16 protein-coding genes and 1 pseudogene are annotated in these 17,132 nt (G+C 43.9%); 14 read left to right on the top strand and 3 right to left on the bottom strand.

Annotated elements, in window-relative coordinates; genetic code table 11:
• Positions 1-274: 274 nt before the first annotated feature.
• The 3 genes from ACMN7X_RS08100 (at position 275) to ACMN7X_RS08110 (ending at position 2,872) form a co-directional block, all read left to right on the top strand.
• On the top strand, positions 275-1,018 hold the full coding sequence (locus ACMN7X_RS08100; RefSeq protein ID WP_418746959.1) for an amino acid ABC transporter ATP-binding protein: 744 nt from the start codon (positions 275-277) through the stop codon (positions 1,016-1,018).
• A gap of 67 nt (positions 1,019-1,085) precedes the next feature.
• Entirely contained in the window at positions 1,086-2,030 is a 945-nt protein-coding gene (locus ACMN7X_RS08105; protein WP_418746960.1) for a transporter substrate-binding domain-containing protein, read from the top strand.
• Between the two features lie 131 nt (positions 2,031-2,161).
• The gene (locus tag ACMN7X_RS08110) at positions 2,162-2,872 is read left to right on the top strand and encodes a GntR family transcriptional regulator (protein ID WP_418746961.1); all 711 of its coding nucleotides are present in this window, start codon (positions 2,162-2,164) and stop codon (positions 2,870-2,872) included.
• A gap of 95 nt (positions 2,873-2,967) precedes the next feature.
• On the opposite strand, the gene ACMN7X_RS08115 is transcribed toward ACMN7X_RS08110, so the two are convergent.
• Positions 2,968-3,936, bottom strand: coding sequence for an SIS domain-containing protein (locus ACMN7X_RS08115; protein ID WP_418746962.1), 969 nt, complete (start codon positions 3,934-3,936; stop codon positions 2,968-2,970).
• Between the two features lie 331 nt (positions 3,937-4,267).
• Between ACMN7X_RS08115 and ACMN7X_RS08120 the strand changes: the two genes are divergently transcribed.
• From ACMN7X_RS08120 to ACMN7X_RS08145, 6 genes are all read left to right on the top strand, one after another.
• Positions 4,268-5,917, top strand: a complete 1,650-nt coding sequence (locus tag ACMN7X_RS08120) for a peptidoglycan DD-metalloendopeptidase family protein (RefSeq protein WP_418746963.1) — start codon at positions 4,268-4,270, stop codon at positions 5,915-5,917.
• Positions 5,918-6,132: 215 nt separating this feature from the next.
• Complete coding sequence (locus tag ACMN7X_RS08125) at positions 6,133-6,963, top strand: transporter substrate-binding domain-containing protein (RefSeq protein ID WP_418746964.1); 831 nt, start codon at positions 6,133-6,135, stop codon at positions 6,961-6,963.
• Between the two features lie 136 nt (positions 6,964-7,099).
• Positions 7,100-7,777, top strand: a complete 678-nt coding sequence (locus ACMN7X_RS08130) for an amino acid ABC transporter permease (RefSeq protein WP_418746965.1) — start codon at positions 7,100-7,102, stop codon at positions 7,775-7,777.
• Positions 7,758-8,498, top strand: a complete 741-nt coding sequence (locus ACMN7X_RS08135; protein WP_418746966.1) for an amino acid ABC transporter ATP-binding protein — start codon at positions 7,758-7,760, stop codon at positions 8,496-8,498. The genes ACMN7X_RS08130 and ACMN7X_RS08135 overlap by 20 nt, the downstream gene beginning before the upstream one ends.
• Positions 8,499-8,515: 17 nt before the next feature.
• The gene (locus ACMN7X_RS08140; RefSeq protein ID WP_418746967.1) at positions 8,516-9,100 is read left to right on the top strand and encodes an AAA family ATPase; all 585 of its coding nucleotides are present in this window, start codon (positions 8,516-8,518) and stop codon (positions 9,098-9,100) included.
• A gap of 327 nt (positions 9,101-9,427) precedes the next feature.
• A complete protein-coding gene (locus ACMN7X_RS08145) occupies positions 9,428-11,164 on the top strand; it encodes a DUF6070 family protein (RefSeq protein ID WP_418746968.1) in 1,737 nt (578 codons plus the stop codon).
• A gap of 106 nt (positions 11,165-11,270) precedes the next feature.
• Here the strand turns inward: ACMN7X_RS08145 and ACMN7X_RS08150 are convergent, their stop codons facing one another.
• Positions 11,271-11,645: a BlaI/MecI/CopY family transcriptional regulator gene (locus tag ACMN7X_RS08150; protein ID WP_418746969.1), complete on the bottom strand. Its 375-nt coding sequence runs from the start codon at positions 11,643-11,645 to the stop codon at positions 11,271-11,273.
• A gap of 128 nt (positions 11,646-11,773) precedes the next feature.
• On the opposite strand from ACMN7X_RS08150, the gene ACMN7X_RS08155 reads away from it, so the two are divergent.
• The 3 genes from ACMN7X_RS08155 (at position 11,774) to ACMN7X_RS08165 (ending at position 14,468) form a co-directional block, all read left to right on the top strand.
• The gene (locus tag ACMN7X_RS08155; RefSeq protein WP_418746970.1) at positions 11,774-12,487 is read left to right on the top strand and encodes an ABC transporter ATP-binding protein; all 714 of its coding nucleotides are present in this window, start codon (positions 11,774-11,776) and stop codon (positions 12,485-12,487) included.
• Positions 12,480-14,069, top strand: a complete 1,590-nt coding sequence (locus tag ACMN7X_RS08160) for a hypothetical protein (protein ID WP_418746971.1) — start codon at positions 12,480-12,482, stop codon at positions 14,067-14,069. Before ACMN7X_RS08155 ends, ACMN7X_RS08160 begins: the two co-directional genes overlap by 8 nt.
• Before the next feature lie 75 nt (positions 14,070-14,144).
• Positions 14,145-14,468, top strand: a complete 324-nt coding sequence (locus ACMN7X_RS08165) for a cupin domain-containing protein (RefSeq protein ID WP_418746972.1) — start codon at positions 14,145-14,147, stop codon at positions 14,466-14,468.
• 92 nt (positions 14,469-14,560) lie between these two features.
• Here the strand turns inward: ACMN7X_RS08165 and ACMN7X_RS08170 are convergent.
• Positions 14,561-14,716 (bottom strand): annotated as a pseudogene (locus ACMN7X_RS08170) (pseudouridine synthase); the annotation flags it as partial.
• A gap of 60 nt (positions 14,717-14,776) precedes the next feature.
• Between ACMN7X_RS08170 and ACMN7X_RS08175 the strand changes: the two are divergent.
• Complete coding sequence (locus ACMN7X_RS08175; RefSeq protein WP_418746973.1) at positions 14,777-16,540, top strand: ABC-ATPase domain-containing protein; 1,764 nt, start codon at positions 14,777-14,779, stop codon at positions 16,538-16,540.
• Between the two features lie 78 nt (positions 16,541-16,618).
• Positions 16,619-17,128: a ferritin gene (locus ACMN7X_RS08180; RefSeq protein ID WP_178041405.1), complete on the top strand. Its 510-nt coding sequence runs from the start codon at positions 16,619-16,621 to the stop codon at positions 17,126-17,128.
• Positions 17,129-17,132 lie beyond the last annotated feature (4 nt).

The raw sequence follows: 17,132 nt of genomic DNA on the forward strand, positions 1-17,132 counted from the left end.
AACTTCTGCCGTGGTCTGCAAAGCTGCCGGAAATATGCCGGGTAAAATAAATATGGTTATTTGGTCGCCAGCAATGGCGGCCTATAAAATCAACGGTACCCATGATTTACCGTATACGTTATCGCCCTTCATGAGTTGACTTATACATCAAATTCAGTCCGGGCAAATACATTCCTGGCTTTTGAGCCGTTGATCGTTACGGCAGTTATTTATTTCATTATTACATATATACTGAAAAAGCTGATCGGTATTCTGGAGAGGAGGCTGCATGCACATGATTGATGAGAAAGATATTGTTATTCAGGTAAAGCAATTAAAAAAGAATTTTGGCAGCCTGGAAGTTTTAAAAGGGGTGGACATGGAGATTGCCCGCGGTGAGGTTGTCGTTGTTATCGGCCCGTCCGGCTCCGGGAAGTCAACATTTTTAAGATGTCTGAATCTTTTGGAAAAACCTACGGATGGAGATATTCTTTTCCATGGAAAATCTATTTTGAGAAAGGATATGAAGCTTGATAAATACCGTGAAAAATTCGGGATGGTATTCCAGCTTTTTAACCTCTTTGAAAACTTAAGTGTTTTGGATAATGTGACCGTTGGCCCGAGAAGAGTAAAAAAGACGCCGAAGGCGGAGGCTGAAAAACGGGCAATGGAGCTTTTAAAACAGGTTGGACTGGCAGATAAGGCCGATTCTTATCCGTCCCAGTTGTCCGGCGGACAGAAACAGCGTGTGGCTATAGCCAGAACTCTGGCGATGGATCCGGAAGTTATTTTGTTTGACGAGGCAACTTCAGCCCTGGACCCGGAAATGGTAGGCGAGGTTCTTCAGATCATGCGTCAGCTGGCGGAACAGGGAATGACCATGGTGGTTGTTACCCATGAAATGGGCTTTGCCCGTGAGGTTGGCGACCGGGTTGTATTTATGGACGGCGGCTATGTGGTTGAAGAGGGCAATCCGAGAGACGTCATCACCAATCCTCAGCATCAGCGGACAAAGGATTTCCTGAGTAAGATGCTGTAAATAGAAATTCATAATGAACTGTAAGTCGGAAGGCTTATAAATATAATTAAAAAGGAGAAGAGAAACCATGAAAAAAATGACAAAAGTTGCAGCTTTATTGCTGGCTGGTACTATGGTAATGTCTTTAGCTGCCTGCTCCAGTAAATCAGACACAACAACAACAACAGCAGCTGCGGAAGAAACAACAGAGACAACAGCAGAAACAGAGGCCGGAGAAACAGTAGCTGAAGGCGAAATGGGACCAATTTTTAAGGATTTGAAAGAAAACGGCGTTTTAAAAGTTGGTATCATCGGTAATGACCCGACATTCTGCTTCCACACAGTACAGGATGGAAAAGATGTATTGGCCGGTTTTGAAGTTGCCGGTATGTATGAGATGGCAGACCGTCTCAGCGAGTATCTTGACCGCGAAGTTACAGTAGAATTCTATGAAAGTGATTTCACCGGATGTATGTCCGCATTGGAAGCTAATCAGGTATTCTTTGTTACACGTCTGAGTCCTACAGATGAACGTAAAGAAACATGGTTATTCACAGATGTATATCACAAATCCAATGAATGTTACGTAGCTTTAAAGGACAATGTGGATAATGAAAAATTCACAGGCACACTTGAAGGCGTCAGCGTTTGCGGACAGATGGGTTCCATCGATATCACAATGACACAGCATCTCTATCCGGATGCCGAAATCCAGGAATTAGGCCTTGTTTCTGACCTTCTTCTTTCCGTAAAAAATGGAAAATCTGATCTGGCATGTATGAACGCTGTATCTGCAGCAATGTCCGTTGCAGCGAACCCGGATCTGGCAGTTGTTGACAGTCTGACATGGGAACCAACCGATGAATTTGATAAAGGCTGCGGTCTTTGCATGGCATACGGCAATGAAGACTTTGCAGAATGGGCAAGCCAGTTCTTCGCTGATATCACTGAAGAAGGCCTTTGGGCTCAGATGCAGTCTGATGCAGCAGCACAGCTTGACGAAGAAGCACTTGCTAACTTCATCGTAGAATAATAAGCAGTAATTAAAAGTTAGAAGAAATCTGGTAGATTTAGGACGCATAAGATGATATAATATCATTATATGCGTCCTGCTTTTTTAAAACGGAAGAGGAGGAGGTAAAAATTATAGAGGGAAGGGTAAAAATGAATAAAAATTCAATAATCCCGATGTATCAGCAATTGGCGGATACAATTAAAGAACAAATATTGAGCGGAGAATTACAGGATTCAGATAAGCTTATGACAGAGGCCGAATTGGGAGAAAAGTATCATGTAAGTCGTATTACTGTGCGTAAGGCCATCAATATTTTGTCGGAAGACGGGTATGTGATGAAGAAACAGGGAATCGGCACTTTTGTCACAACCAATAAGCTGAACCGTGTACTGAAAAATAAAGTTCTCAGTTTTACTGAAATGTGTGAGGCGGACGGGAAGAAGGCTTCATCAGAGATTCTGGCAGTGGAATGGAAAAAGGCTGATCCGAAAATATGTAAACGACTGAAGGTTGGCAAGGATGACGTTGTTCTTCGGATTGTCAGAATCCGAAAGAGTGACGATGTACCCGTTATGCTGGAAGAAACCTGTTTGTCAAACCGGTATGCTTATGTTGCGGAAGAAAATTTGAACGGTTCCATATATTCGATTTTGCGGAGTCATGGCACGGAAATCGCCCATGCGACAAAAGAGGTCGGAATCTGCTATGCCACGGAGCATGAGGCGGAACTTCTGGATGTAGCAGCGAAGCATCCGCTCCTGCTTCATTATGATGTCGCTTTGGACGAAAAGGGAAATGAGGTTCTATGCAGTAAACTGCTCATCAATGCGGAGCGGTATACGCTGACAATTATTATGTAAAAAGTAATTATGGGTGAAAAAATGGTCCGCCTCGGAAGTGTTTTAAATACTTTCCGAGGCGGACCATTTTTTGGTTAAAGAAGAGAAATTATCAATTAGTACTCAAGTTTCCACATATATCTTCTCATTGTCAGCGGATGATTTCTTTCCTGAGCAAGCTGTTCCGCATACATGCGGAGTACGCCGGACAGTAATATCGGGTTGAAGTATTCAACCACAGAGGATTTGATGACGGAAGAGAGACCAAAGTCTTTAGCGTCAACAACCGTCAATTTTGTATCGAATCTCTGCAGGAAAGTCATGGCTCTTGCATCCATTGGGCGTGTAGGGCCGTCATTCATCAGAAGAAGGTAAGGAACATCCTTTTCAGCCATTTCGAATGGACCGTGGAAGAATTCGCCGCAGTTGTAGGAGCTGGAAGCTACCCACTGCATTTCCATCATCAAGAACATGGAGAAGGAGTAGGCGACCATAGCTGTTGCGCCGGAACTCATGACATACAGCATCGGCATGTCTTTATATTCTTTGCCGAAAGCCTGTGCCCGAGGCATCAGTGTTTTAACGGAATTATTGATCAAATCATAGATTTTGGAAAAACCGTCCTGCATATCGTCATAATGTTCATAGCCTTCATATGTATTTAAGATTTCACATGCAAGGGCAAGGACATTCGTCATTTTTTCCATTTTAGCTGCATAATCTTTTGCAAAACCATGGATGATCTGATATTTTCCGGCCTTAGCCAGTGGAGAATCGGCGTCAATCGTTACGGAGATAACCTCAGCGCCAAGTTCCATTGCTTTTTTTGTGGCGGCAACTGTTTCCGGAGTACCGCCGCTCAAAGAACATGTGATAACAATAGCATCAGGACCGACACCGGCTGGTGTGGAATAATAAAATTCATTAGCCGTGTGGAGGCTGGCGCGAAGTTTTTTTGCATTGGCATCAAGGAAATATTTTCCAGGATATAAATCTGCCTGGGAAGCGCCGCAGCCGACAAAGTAAACAGAAGCGATTTCAGGTTTGTCTGCTTTGATTGCAGAAACAATTTCTTTTACGTTCATGGGAATCCTCCTTATGGTATATTTGTTATTATTTATTATATAACATTATATAACATTATATTCAAAGAGTCAATTTATTTTTAAAAAATAAATCAATTCATGCAAAATAGTTGAAATATTTTTTCAGTGCATTATAATATATTCTATATGGATGTCTGTTGGGGTATCCAATATACAATCATTTTGGATTTTAAAAAGAAATAAAAAAAACCAGAAGAGATGCAAAATGAGATTAGATTAAGATTTCGGTGTGTTATTCTGATTTCAGAATGAAAATGATATTTTGCTTAAGAGGCCAAAATATGGGAAAAAAGAAAAAGGAAGGATGCAGATGAAGTATTCAAAAGCGATTCGAGTAGCGGCCGTGTCGTTGGCTTTATCGCTGGCGATGCCGGGACAGGTTCTTGCGGCACCGGAGGGCACCGTGGTCACCGGGGAAACACCGGAGGCTTTTCAGGCGCGGACCGGTTATCAACTGCCTGCCGGCTGGCATTACATATTGGAAAACAATTGTGTTATTTTGTGGAGTGATGAGACTCCGGTTATCGAGGCTGATTTTGTAGAAACGGAGCCTCCGGCAGAAGCGGAGATTCCGGCAGAGACAGAAGCGCCGCCGGAAACCGAGGAAATTAAAGAGACGGAAAGCGCTCCGGAGACTGAAAGTGTTGCAGAGACAGAAAGCACAGGGGAAACTGAGAGCGCTGTAGAAACGGAAAGCACAGAAGAAACCGAAAGCGGCGAGGAAACGGAAAGCACAGAGGAAACCGAGAGTGCTGTAGAGACAGAAAGCACAGAAGAAACTGAGAGTGCCGGGGAAACAGAAAGCACAGAGGAAACTGAAAGCGCTGCAGAGACAGAAAGTGAGAAGCCGGAAGAAAAGCCGGAAACCCCTGTGGTTGAAGGAAATTTTAATCCCGGAAGCTTTTTATCCTCTGAGCAGTTTTCAAAGGTGCAGGACCGTATCCAGTATAATGTGACGGTGCCGATCGAGGGACTGCCTTCATTCATTACTCAGGAGATGGTTGTCGGCGCATTGAAATGTCAGGATGAAAGCGGTTATCCTGCATCTGTGACAATTGCACAGATCATTCAGGAATCCGGTTATGGTTCTTATGGACCGGGCGGCGATGAAGGCAGCGGACTTTCTTATCTGGCATTTCAGTATTGCAACCTGTTCGGTATCAAAGGTACAGGCACAGCAGGCAGTGTCAATATGGGCACGATAGAGATGGATGCGGAAGGCAGGCTGTATTCGGCAAACGCAGCGTTCAGAGCATATCACACCTATACGGAGGCTATTGAGGACCGTCAGAAGCTGATTGAAGAAAATTACGCAGATTTAATTAAAGATGTGAATGATGCAAATACTTTCGCCATGCGTATCGGCGGCCGGTGGGCAACCGATGTGAATTATGGACAAAGCCTCATTAAGATTATGACGACTTATGATCTGTATCGCCTGGATGATTTAACGCTCATGGATTTTTCGAATATGATTGGACGTTTTGCAAATCCGTGCCCGGGTTCAACGATTTCCAGTACCTTTGGTTTCAGAAATTTCGACATGCAGTTCCATAAGGGCGTTGATCTGGCTACCGGCAGTGAGAATATTCCAACTTATGCCGCAGAGGCCGGAGTTGTGACGGTGGCAGGATACAGTGAATCCGCCGGAAACTGGGTTGTTATTGACCATGGCAATGGACTTGTTACGAAATATATGCACCATTCAGAAATTTATGTTGAGGTCGGACAGGAAGTCGCCAAAGGACAGCAGATCGGTGTGAGCGGTACAACCGGCTATTCCACCGGCAATCATCTGCATTTCCAGGTGGAAGAGAATGGTGTGGCTGTTGACCCGTTGACTTATCTTCTGGATGAAGGCAACGGTGAAACCGTAAAGAAAAGAGAACTTCCTTTGCCTGAGCAGAATGGAAAGCTCCTTTTAAGCCGTTTTCATAAAACGAATTTAATTGGTAGATAAAATTTAAATCCGCATCGGTTTTGGCTGATGCGGATTTTTTATCGATAGGTTCTTCAGGATCAGAGAAATCAGGTATTGGAATAGAGACCTTGACAACAGCGCTGTGATTTAATATAATAGTAGAGTGAAATCAGCGGAAGACGATGGCGTCAAAAGATACGTTTGGTGTGCCTTGTATTCCGCTTTTTTAAATTATATTGAGGAGGAATTATAAAATGAAGAAACCTTTAGCATTATTATTATGTTCCGCGATGGTTGTCGGCGCCCTTGTCGGATGCGGTTCCAAAGAAGCAGAAACAAAGGCGGCAGAGACAACTGCAGAGACAGCCGGTGAGACCGGAGAAAGCAAGGAAGCTGCAGACGGTGAAAAAACATGGCTTATCGCCACAGATACAGTTTTTAAACCTTTCGAATACACCGATGAGAACGGCGACTTTGTAGGTATTGACGTGGATATTTTGCAGGCGATTTCAGAGGATCAGGGCTTCAAGTATGAATTGAGTAGTCTTGGCTTTGATGCGGCAGCGATGGCTGTTCAGGCCGGTCAGGCTGATGGAATCATCGCAGGCGCAACGATCAAGCAGGAACGTATCGATGCGGGATGGATGTTCTCTGACGGTTACTACAATGCAACCCAGACATTTGCCGTTGCAAAGGGCAGCGATATTAAGAGCTTTGAAGATTTAAGCGGTAAGAATGTTGCGGTTAAACAGGGTACGGCAGGTAAGGATTTCGCAGACAGCCTGAAGGATGAATACGGATTTACAGTTACTGTATTTGAAGATTCACCATCTATGTATCAGGATGTTATAACCGGTAACAGCGTTGCCTGCGTTGAAGACACCCCGATCATGGCTGCCAATATTAAAGAAGGCGGTCTTGAACTTGAAATTCCGGAAGGCATGGAGAGTGAAGGCGCACCTTATGGTTTTGCGATCATGGATGAAAAGAATCAGGAATTGCTTGACATGTTCAATGCAGGCCTTAAAAACATCCAGGAAAACGGCAAATATGATGAAATTATCGCTAAATATTTAGGTGAATAAATATAAGATAATTACATAGCTGATATTTATGGGACGCCGGAGATTCCGAAAGAATTTCCGACGTCCTTGTTTTTTTATTATCAATATGATAAAATAGTATAAATATTCAAAAATACATACAGAAGGGGTTGTGTGAATGGGCGCGATACTTAACACTTATTTCAACATGCTGTTGAAATCTCTCGGCAATACAATGCTGCTGACTTTGCTGTCACTCGTGTTTGCCCTGATCATCGGTTTGATTTTTGCCTTGATGAATGTGGGCAAAAACCGTTTTTTTAATTTGCTTGGTACGATTTATGTCGATGCGGTGCGGGGTGTGCCATTGATTGTTTTGGCATTTTTTATTTATTTTGGTGTGCCGCAGGGAATCAAATCCTTGGGATTTGCAAATTTCAGATTGTCAGCTCTGCAGGCCGGCGTGATCGCATTGGCCATGAACTGCGGTGCCTATATGGCGGAGATTATCCGTGCCGGTATTGAGAGTGTGGATAAGGGACAGATGGAGGCTGCCCGAAGTCTCGGACTTCCTTATGGGACGAGTATGCGCCGGGTCGTTCTTCCTCAGGCGATTCGGACCATGATTCCTTCGATCATTAACCAGTTTATCATCACATTGAAAGATACATCCATTCTGTCTTCAATCGGATTCCCGGAACTTACGAATACAGGTAAGACGGTGGCCAGCAATACGATGGCGCTGTTGCAAACATGGGCTATTATCGCGGTATTCTATCTGGTTGTTATTACGTTACTCAGCAAACTGGCAAAATATATGGAGAGGAGGATAAAACGTGGAACAGAACAATACTAAAGTACATGTGTCTAATCTGAAAAAAAGCTTCGGCAAGCTGGAAGTTTTGAAGGATATCAGTATTGATATCACGGAAGGAGAGGTTGTCGTTCTCCTTGGGCCTTCCGGAAGCGGTAAATCCACCTTTCTGCGCTGCCTGAATCAGCTGGAGGTGGCAACCGGGGGTACGATTATCATAGACGGTTTTAATGTGACGGATAAGCATGTGGATATCAATAAAGTCCGCGAGAATATCGGCATGGTGTTCCAGCATTTTAATCTGTTTCCGCATATGACGGTGCTGGAAAATATTATGCTGGCGCCGGTGGAATTAAAGAAGATGAATAAAGAAGAAGCGAAAGAAGCGGGGATGAAGCTGCTCCGCCGTGTCGGCATGGAAGCAAAGGCCGATGTCTATCCGCCGCAGCTTTCCGGCGGTCAGAAGCAGCGTGTGGCCATTGCCCGGGCATTGGCGATGAATCCGGATATCATGCTTTTTGACGAGCCGACTTCCGCGCTGGACCCGGAGATGGTTGGCGAAGTTCTGGAGGTTATGAAGGAGCTGGCCAGAGGCGGTATGACGATGGTGGTTGTTACCCATGAGATTGGTTTTGCCAGAGAGGTTGCAAATCGGATCGTTTTTATGGACGGCGGTTATATTGTGGAGCAGGGAACTCCGGAAGAGGTTCTCAAACATCCAAAAGAGGCAAGAACCATTGATTTCCTGAACAAAGTTTTATAAACCGGAGGATAGGGATTATGAAGAAAATTATTACGATCAGCCGTGAATTTGGCGCTTACGGCGGTACGATCGGTCTTGCGGTGGCAGAGAGACTGGGTTATGAGTTTTATAATAAAGAGATTATTCTCCGTGCGGCCCAACATTCAAATATCGATGTTGAAAGCCTGCAGAAATGGGATGAAAAGGTGCCGATGAATTTTGGTTTTGCCCAAAGCCTCTTTGATTTTTATAATAAGCCGTTAAATGAAAAACTTTTTTCGGCCCAGAAAAAAGTCATCCGGGATATCGGAGAGAAAGGCCGTTGTGTGATTGTCGGAAGAAATGCGAATGCCATTCTGCGAGAATATGATAATGCCCTTCATGTGTTTGTCCATGCGGAACCATATTTCCGCATGATGCATTTGAAAGAAAAAATGCCGGACTCTTCTGAGACAAAGATTGTTGAGCGGATGCGCGCTGTGGATAAAACGCGAAGAAAATATTGTTCCTATTACACCAACACGGAATTCGGCGTGGCAGATTTTTATGATATCTGTCTCTGTTCATCCACATTGGGTGTGGACACATGCGTGGATATTATCTGCGAGCTGGCGGAAAAATAAATCCGTATAATAAAATGAAAGTTTTAATTATAGAAGATGACACAGGTCTGAACCGGGGAGTGGAATTTGCCCTTTCTCAGGATGGCTATGAAGTTGTGACAGCGGATTCGGGGTGATATACACCCAGGCCTCGAAAAAGCATATTACCATTTATTTAGAATTCAATCAAAAAGGCGAACGGTATTTATCATTTAGTATAGATACCGTTCTTTTTGTTTCTGTTTTTTGTGGAACGGCTCAGAGAAACGGAATAAAAATGTGTTGACTTCTCAATCTTACAAGTGTAATATTATAAATCCTACATTTGTAAGATAAAGAGGAGCAGCTATGAAACAAAAATATATTCGATGGTTTTTTATAATTATATGGGCGTTGTTGGCCGGAGTGATATGGAGTGGATGCAGAAGAAAAGAGGAGGGCCCCGCTTCAAAAGATATATTGACTGTCGGGCAGGAGGCCGGAGTATGTGTTCAGGATATTTATAAAGAGGCGTCGGCCTCCGGAACCCTGGCCGGCGCCGATACAACTGAAAAGTTTCTTAAACGTTTGGGGGAAGCAGGTTACAGCGCTGTGGATGCGGATAATCAAAGGAATATGACCTGTCCGGAGAAGATGGAAGAATTTTGTGAAAATGTACAAAAGGAAATAGCGGGAGAGGCAGTGCTGATGATTGTTATGTCCGAAGGCCAGCTGTGCTGCTGTCATTTTTCTTTCGATGGAAAACAAGTGGAGATCGGCCAATGTATGGTTAATTGGGAAAATAATGAGCCGAAAGCCGGATTTAAGGAAGAATTTCAGGCCGCATCCTGGGTGTATACGGATAAAGGGTATCTGTTTTTTGAGCGGTCTTTACCGGAGGGCTATGAAAAAGACATGGGTTACAGGGCTATCCGGGTAAAACCACTGGATAGCCGGTGCCGGGAAGCATGCAGAACTTACGTAGCACCCATTAATTATTATCTCAATAATATGTTTCTGTGCGATTGGAATGAGAAGAATTTTAAACAGTTGAATTTCTATGATTTATTTGAGCCGCTGTATCGGATGGATTATGGTTGTGAATCGCCCTACGGTGTACATACGGAAAATGACCGGTATGAGATTCCGGAAGAAGAGTTTGAAAAGTTGTTTTTTAAATATTTTCAGATGGACGGGGAGACACTTCGCAAACGGACGGTTTATCAGGATGAGAATCATGTTTATCAGTATCGCCCAAGGGGAATTCATGATGTAGCCCGGATTACGAATATTCCCTATCCGGAGGTGGTGGACTGCAGCCAGAACAGTGACGGCACGCTCACCTTGACAGTGGACGCCATTTGGCCGAAAAGGATGATGGATAAAGCATTTTCTCATAAAGTTGTGATCCGGCCAATGCCGGACGGCTCTTTTCAATATGTATCCAATCAGGTGCTCTCTCTGGAAAATTCAGTGGATTTAAATTGGTATACAGAGAGGGAAGCCATCAGTATATTAACTGAAGAGGAAGAAAATACTCTGAAGGATGCGGCTTTATCTCTGGCGTCAGCGAACAGAGATATATGCGCTGAGATCGATGCAATGAACAGAGATAATTATGAGGCGGCTGTTCAGTTTTATAATGCATATAAAGAGGGAGAAAATGGGCAGGTGACTTTATATCAGGCTTATAAAAACGGAATCTTCGGGGTTTTGACTTTTATCTGCCGCGAAGGGAGAGTTCAAAGCTATTATATAGGCATACACTGGAATAAAGAAGGAATCCCGGAAATCTATCAGACTGGCAGCGGCAATATTGTTGATCTGAATCTGACAAAAAAGGGATATTTCATCTATATGAGGGAATTTACCGCCATGCACGGAAGTCTGAGAGAGTACATTCGATTAAAGCCCCTGCCGAAGCAATGCCGGGAATTGACAGAAAAATATATTTCCGGCCTGAGTTATGTAGATTATGATCTGCTTTTGAATGAGTGGAAGGAAGAGCAGGCGGCCGCCTTTTTGAATACACTGGTTTTTATGGACATTTATCGGATGCAGACGGGAGAAACGCCGGAATTACGGGATGGAAAAATTCCTGCATAGTTTTTGAATAAATATTTTATCCCTAGAACTATCAAAATAGAGAGTGAAATAAAAAGGTTACACAGGATGAAATGCAGCGTAAAGGATGTCATCACAATCTTCCTTTCTATTTTTCGTGGTTTGTCAGAATTGCCCGCAGGGAATCGATTTCACTTTGGCTTAAAGCTTCTTCATCCAGGCAGGCCGACAGCATGCGGGACATGTCCCCGTCGAAATAGCGCTTCAAAAAGGAACGGCTTTGCTGTCTGACATAGGATTTTTCTTCAATCAGAGGTGTGTAAACGAACACTCGGCCCTGCTTTTCATAGGTCAGCGCCTTTTTGTTTACAAGCCGTTTTAATAAGGTCTGAATGGTTTTCGGACTCCAGCTTGTTTTATGAGTCAATATTTCAGTGACAGCATTGGTATTGATCGGAGCTTCTCGCCATACCACTTTCATCACTTCGTATTCCGCTTCGGATATCTGAGGCAGATTGTTCATAATAATTCCCTCCAAATCTTACATATGTAGTATAAAAACAGTATAACTTTGTCAATAAAGAATGTCAATAAGCTATTGACTTTCCATTGAGGGGAAGGTGTACTCTGTGTCCATAGGAGGTAGGAAAAATGCTGGAAATAAAAAATTTAACCAAAACCTATCACGGAGGGAAAACGGCCGTATCGAATCTGAGTCTTCATATTCAAAGCGGTGATATTTACGCCTTTATCGGTCACAACGGCGCCGGAAAAACAACGACAATCAAGTGCATTGCAGGTATTCAGAAGTTTGATGCAGGAGAAATTCGGATTGACGGCATGTCTATTCTGGAGAAGCCGGTTCAGTGCAAAGCAAAGATGGCTTATATTCCGGATAATCCGGACATCTATGAATATTTGACGGGAATTCAGTATTTGAATTTTATTGCGGATGTTTTTGGGGTATCGGCCGAAGAGAGGGTGAAAAGAATCAGAGAAGAGGCGGCGGATTTTGAAATTACGGAAGCGCTCGGCGATTTGATTTCGTCCTATTCCCATGGCATGCGGCAGAAACTTGTCATTATCGGTGCTTTGATTCATCGGCCGAAATTACTGATACTGGATGAACCCTTTGTCGGATTGGACCCGAAGGCTGCGCTGACTTTGAAAAATAAAATGCGAAAGATGTGCGGGGAGGGAGCGGCCATTTTTTTCTCGACGCATGTGTTAGAAGTAGCGGAGAAATTATGTAATAAGGCGGCAATCATTAAAGACGGTCGTCTGGTCGCCGGCGGTACGATGGAGGAACTGACGCAGGGAGAGTCTTTGGAATCCCTGTTTATGGAGGTGGTCAGCGGTGTTTAAACAGATATGTCAGTTGACCCGGCTGGGGCTGTATTCCCTTTTTCACATCAATGAGCTGCGTTATACAAAGGATAAAAAGAAGAAACAACGATTTATTTTAATGGGAGTTGTATGGATGATCTTAGCCTTACTCCTTATATTTTATATGGCTGTATTGTCATTTTCTTATATCAGGATCGGCCTGGAAGATGTGCTGCCCATGTATTTTTATACGGCGGCAAGTATGATTATTTTATTTTTCTCCTTATTTAAAGTGGGAGATACGATGTTTTCGATAAAGACTTATGAAATTCAGGCCTCCTGGCCCGTGTCTGCGGCTGCGATCATTGTCAGCAGATTTGTTCTTATGTATTTGACAAATCTTTTGTTCAGTTTCGTTGTAATGCTTCCGGGAATGGGAATTTATGGATGGGTTATGCGTCCGGCAATTTCTTTTTATATTTATGGTGTTTTGGGACTGCTGTTTTTGCCCATACTTCCACTTTGCATCGCCTTGATCTTCGGTGCGGTGATTCAGGCTATAGGAGCGCGGATGAAACATAAGGGTGTTGGAATTGCCCTATTGACATTGATCTTCGGCATCGCCCTTATGGGCGTCAGTATGTTTTTTTCATGGAATGCGGAATCGATGGATATGAGGCAGCTTGAAAATATGGCCCTTCTTGTGACGGACACTCTGAAAAAAATGTATCCGCCGGCCTGGATTTACGGAAGGGCGGTTGTAAAAGGCGAGTTTTCAGGAATGATTGGCTTGTGCGCTGTTTCGGCGGCGATTCTTGCCGGATTTGTTTTTATCCTGAAAAAATATTTTATAGATATATGCGGTTTGTTGAATACGGCATCGGCAAAAAATAATTATAAACTGGAAAGTCAAAGGAAAAATTCGGTGATGAAAGCCTTATGGCAGCGGGAATTGCGAAGATATTTTGCATCCGGCATTTACATCAGCAATACGATGTTTGGATATATTTTTATGGTTATTGCTTCGGCCGCCCTGTTGATCTATACTCCGGGGAAATTTGAGACAATGATAGGAATGTCGGGACTGGTAAACCGGGTATGGCCTTTGATACTTGGATTTATGCCGGCTATGATGCCGACAACTGCCTGCAGCATTTCCATGGAGGGGAAAAATCTGTGGCGGCTGCAGTCGTTGCCTTTGGACGACAGGAAAATTTATGATGCCAAAATACTCCTGAATTTATCACTGGCGGCCCCCTTTTATATTTTGGCTGTTATTTTGAGCATCATTGCCCTGCATCCCGGTCTGATTGACGGACTGTTTATCCTTTGTGTGCCGGCTGCATATATTCTGTTTTCGGCGGTGGCCGGTTTATCCGCTAATATGGCGCTGCCTCTGCTCCAATGGGAGAGCGAGGTACAGGTCGTTAAGCAGAGCGGCGCCGCTTTAATTTCGATGCTTGCGGCTTTTGCGGTATGGCTCATACCGACAGGAATAGTGCTTGCTTTTCCACAGCTTTCATCGGAAATGATATTTTTGTTGATGCTGGCAGTGTTGTCCGTGCTGACATTTATTTTATACAGAAAAAATCAGAGGAAGTTATTGGCGGATTATTCCTGACTTGGCAGTGCTGCCGAAATGGGGTATAATTTAAAATATAGAATTAAAAACTGATTTTTCAGGCGGAGGTAAGAAATGTATAAAAATATTGAAAAGCAGACATGTTTAAGGTTGAAAGATTTAGTAGATTATCAGGAGGGGCAGGTAGTAAGTAAAACTCTGGTTCAAAATGAACATGTCAGTATGACTATTTTCTCCTTTGACAAGGGAGAAGAAATTTCTACTCATGCAGCCGGTGGTGATGCGATGGTGACGGTGCTGGACGGCACGGGAAGATTTACCGTCGGCGGCGAAGTGTTTATCCTTAAAGAAGGAGAAACATTGATCATGCCAAAGGATGTACCCCATGCCGTGTTTGGAGAGGAACGGTTTAAAATGCAGTTAATCGTTTCTTTTTGATATGAGTGAAGTGCCTGACGGTGGATCAGCCGCATGTCCGGGTTATACAGATAGTCTCCGATCAGGGGATATCCGATATGTTTCATAGGAATACGAATCTGATGGGTACGGCCGGTTTCCGGATGGAAGGAAACAAGGCTGTGCCCCTTTTCGCGTTTTAAAACTTCATAATGGGTAACGGCATTGTCCTCCGGCCGTAGGATGTATGTCAGTGTTCGATTCATAGAAACCTCTTGTAAAAATATCATAGCATAAAAATGATAATATGTTATACTTAATAAATAAAAATATAAGAAAGGCGTAATGATATGAAATCAGCAGCAGATTTAAGTCAATTATTAGAGCGTATCGACCATCGGGGATATCCGGCCTATAAAGATATCCGGGGAAGCTATCAGTTTCGGGGATATATGCTTTCGATAGATCATGTTCAGGGAGATCCCTTCGCCGCGCCTTCAAAGGTGAGCGTGTCGGTTCAGGGGAGAGTTTCCGGTTTTCCGAAAGCTTTATATGAGAATCCGGCGCGGCGTATCGCTTTGCAGGATGAGCTTCTTCGGCAGTTTGGTTATCAGGCTGAGAAGGCGGCTTTTAAGGCGAAAGGGTCGGGGAAGAGCGGATTGATCTCCGTCAGTCGTCCGGGACAGGAGATTCTTGAGCGGAGCGGCTGTGAGATCCATCCGGCAACCGGGGATATTTTGCTCCGGATGGAGGTGGGTCTTCCGGCCAACGGGCGGACTATCAATGGGAGAGAGGCGATAAAAATATTTTTTGAACTGATTCCGGCCTGCGTGCAGAAAGCTTTATATTATCAGTCTTTGGACAGCGCACGTTTAGATAAAATTGCAGAATTGGCTGATGATCAAAGCTATATCCGCCGGATGCTGTCAGAAAAAGATTTATGTGCTTTTGTTGCCGACGGCGCCGTCCTTCCGAGAGAATCAGGGATATCTCAAAAGCCGATGAAGGGAGCCGTTGCCTTTAAAGCGCCGGAATCTCTGGCGATAAGGATGAATCTGCCTTATGGCGGAGAAATTCGCGGTATGGGAATTCCAAAAGGGGTGACATTGATTGTCGGCGGCGGTTATCATGGTAAATCGACACTTCTTGAAGCCCTGGAACGGGGCGTTTATAATCATATCATTGGTGATGGACGGGAATATGTGATTACCGATCATACGGCTGTGAAAATCCGTGCCGAGGATGGACGGAGCATCCGGAGCGTCGATATTTCCATGTTCATCAACGGCCTGCCAAACGGAAAAGATACGAAACATTTTGATACGGAGGATGCCAGCGGCAGTACCTCCCAGGCGGCTAATGTTATTGAGGCTATGGAGGCGGGCAGCAAAGTGCTTTTGATCGATGAGGATACCAGCGCAACAAACTTTATGATCCGGGATGAATTGATGCAATCTGTCGTCAGCAGAGATTCAGAACCGATTACTCCCTATATTGATCGATTGAGGGAATTATATGAAATTTACGGCATATCTTCGATCATCGTTGCCGGAAGTTCAGGTTCTTATTTTCATAAGGCGGACCATATCCTTCAGATGCGTCAATATGTGCCGGATGAGATTACCGATTTCGCAAAGTCGAAAGCGGCAGAATTCCCCCTTACATTGGAAAAAGCGCCGGCATGTGAAGCGCCGTCCTTTGACAGAAAACCGCGTGGATCTGGAGAAAAGACGGTCGGCTTTAAAAGCGGCTCCTCTGACGGCGGAAGGCATGGAAAATTTCCGGAAAGACCGGGAGATCGTACAAAAATTAAAGTTTTCGGAAAGGACAGTGTTCAGCTTAACCGGGAAACGATCGATATGCGCTATGTGGAGCAGCTGGTGGACAGTGAACAGCTCATGGCCTTGGGGTATCTGCTGAATTATGCGCAGAAACATTATATGAACGGGCAGCGCACAATGGTGCAGATCGTAGAGGAATTGATACATGTTCTTGAATCAGGCAATCTTAAAGCTGTCTGCGAGGGCAGTTACCTTCCGGCCGGACTCGCGATGCCGAGAAAACAGGAGATATTTGCCTGCTTTAACCGGTACAGAAAATTAAATATCCGTTAAGGTTGTTATATTGACAAAAACAGCATCGAAGGGCTATAATCATAACCGATAAATTTAAATTACAGGAGGAAATATAAAATGGATAAAAAAGTAGCAGAATTAATTAATGATCAGATCAATAAGGAACTTTACTCCGCTTATCTTTACCTTGATTTTGCAAACTATTACGGTTCCGTTGGATTGGATGGATTTGCAAACTGGTACAAAATTCAGGCTCAGGAAGAGCGCGACCATGCAATGCTTTTCTTCCAGTATTTAGAGAACAACGGAGAAAAGATTACTTTAGAAGCCATTGCAAAACCGGATAAAGTTCTTGACAGCCATATGGCTCCGCTGGAAGCAGGTCTCGAGCATGAAAAATATGTAACTTCTCTGATCAACAATATTTACGAAGCAGCTCATGAAGTAAAGGATTTCCGTACAATGCAGCTTCTTGACTGGTTCGTTAAAGAGCAGGGTGAAGAAGAGAAAAATGCCAGCGATATGATCACAAAAATGGAACTTTTCGGTTCGGATGCCAAAGGCTTGTACATGCTGAATTCCGAACTTGGCGCCCGTGTATATTCTGCACCGTCTTTGACACTGTAATTAC

It is taken from the genome of Frisingicoccus sp. (assembly GCF_048388605.1).
Taxonomy (GTDB): Bacteria; Bacillota; Clostridia; order Lachnospirales; family Lachnospiraceae; genus Frisingicoccus.

Bases quoted from the DNA above. Each gene is read 5' to 3' on its own strand.
- ACMN7X_RS08130 (WP_418746965.1), top strand. From the start codon at position 7,100: ATGGGCGCGATACTTAACACTTATTTCAACATGCTGTTGAAATCTCTC.
- ACMN7X_RS08155 (WP_418746970.1), top strand. From the start codon at position 11,774: ATGCTGGAAATAAAAAATTTAACCAAAACCTATCACGGAGGGAAAACG.
- ACMN7X_RS08100 (WP_418746959.1), top strand. From the start codon at position 275: ATGATTGATGAGAAAGATATTGTTATTCAGGTAAAGCAATTAAAAAAG.
- ACMN7X_RS08140 (WP_418746967.1), top strand. From the start codon at position 8,516: ATGAAGAAAATTATTACGATCAGCCGTGAATTTGGCGCTTACGGCGGT.
- ACMN7X_RS08105 (WP_418746960.1), top strand. From the start codon at position 1,086: ATGAAAAAAATGACAAAAGTTGCAGCTTTATTGCTGGCTGGTACTATG.
- ACMN7X_RS08110 (WP_418746961.1), top strand. From the start codon at position 2,162: ATGAATAAAAATTCAATAATCCCGATGTATCAGCAATTGGCGGATACA.
- ACMN7X_RS08175 (WP_418746973.1), top strand. From the start codon at position 14,777: ATGAAATCAGCAGCAGATTTAAGTCAATTATTAGAGCGTATCGACCAT.
- ACMN7X_RS08165 (WP_418746972.1), top strand. From the start codon at position 14,145: ATGTATAAAAATATTGAAAAGCAGACATGTTTAAGGTTGAAAGATTTA.
- ACMN7X_RS08120 (WP_418746963.1), top strand. From the start codon at position 4,268: ATGAAGTATTCAAAAGCGATTCGAGTAGCGGCCGTGTCGTTGGCTTTA.
- ACMN7X_RS08180 (WP_178041405.1), top strand. From the start codon at position 16,619: ATGGATAAAAAAGTAGCAGAATTAATTAATGATCAGATCAATAAGGAA.
- ACMN7X_RS08115 (WP_418746962.1), bottom strand. From the start codon at position 3,936: ATGAACGTAAAAGAAATTGTTTCTGCAATCAAAGCAGACAAACCTGAA.
- ACMN7X_RS08150 (WP_418746969.1), bottom strand. From the start codon at position 11,645: ATGAACAATCTGCCTCAGATATCCGAAGCGGAATACGAAGTGATGAAA.
- ACMN7X_RS08145 (WP_418746968.1), top strand. From the start codon at position 9,428: ATGAAACAAAAATATATTCGATGGTTTTTTATAATTATATGGGCGTTG.
- ACMN7X_RS08125 (WP_418746964.1), top strand. From the start codon at position 6,133: ATGAAGAAACCTTTAGCATTATTATTATGTTCCGCGATGGTTGTCGGC.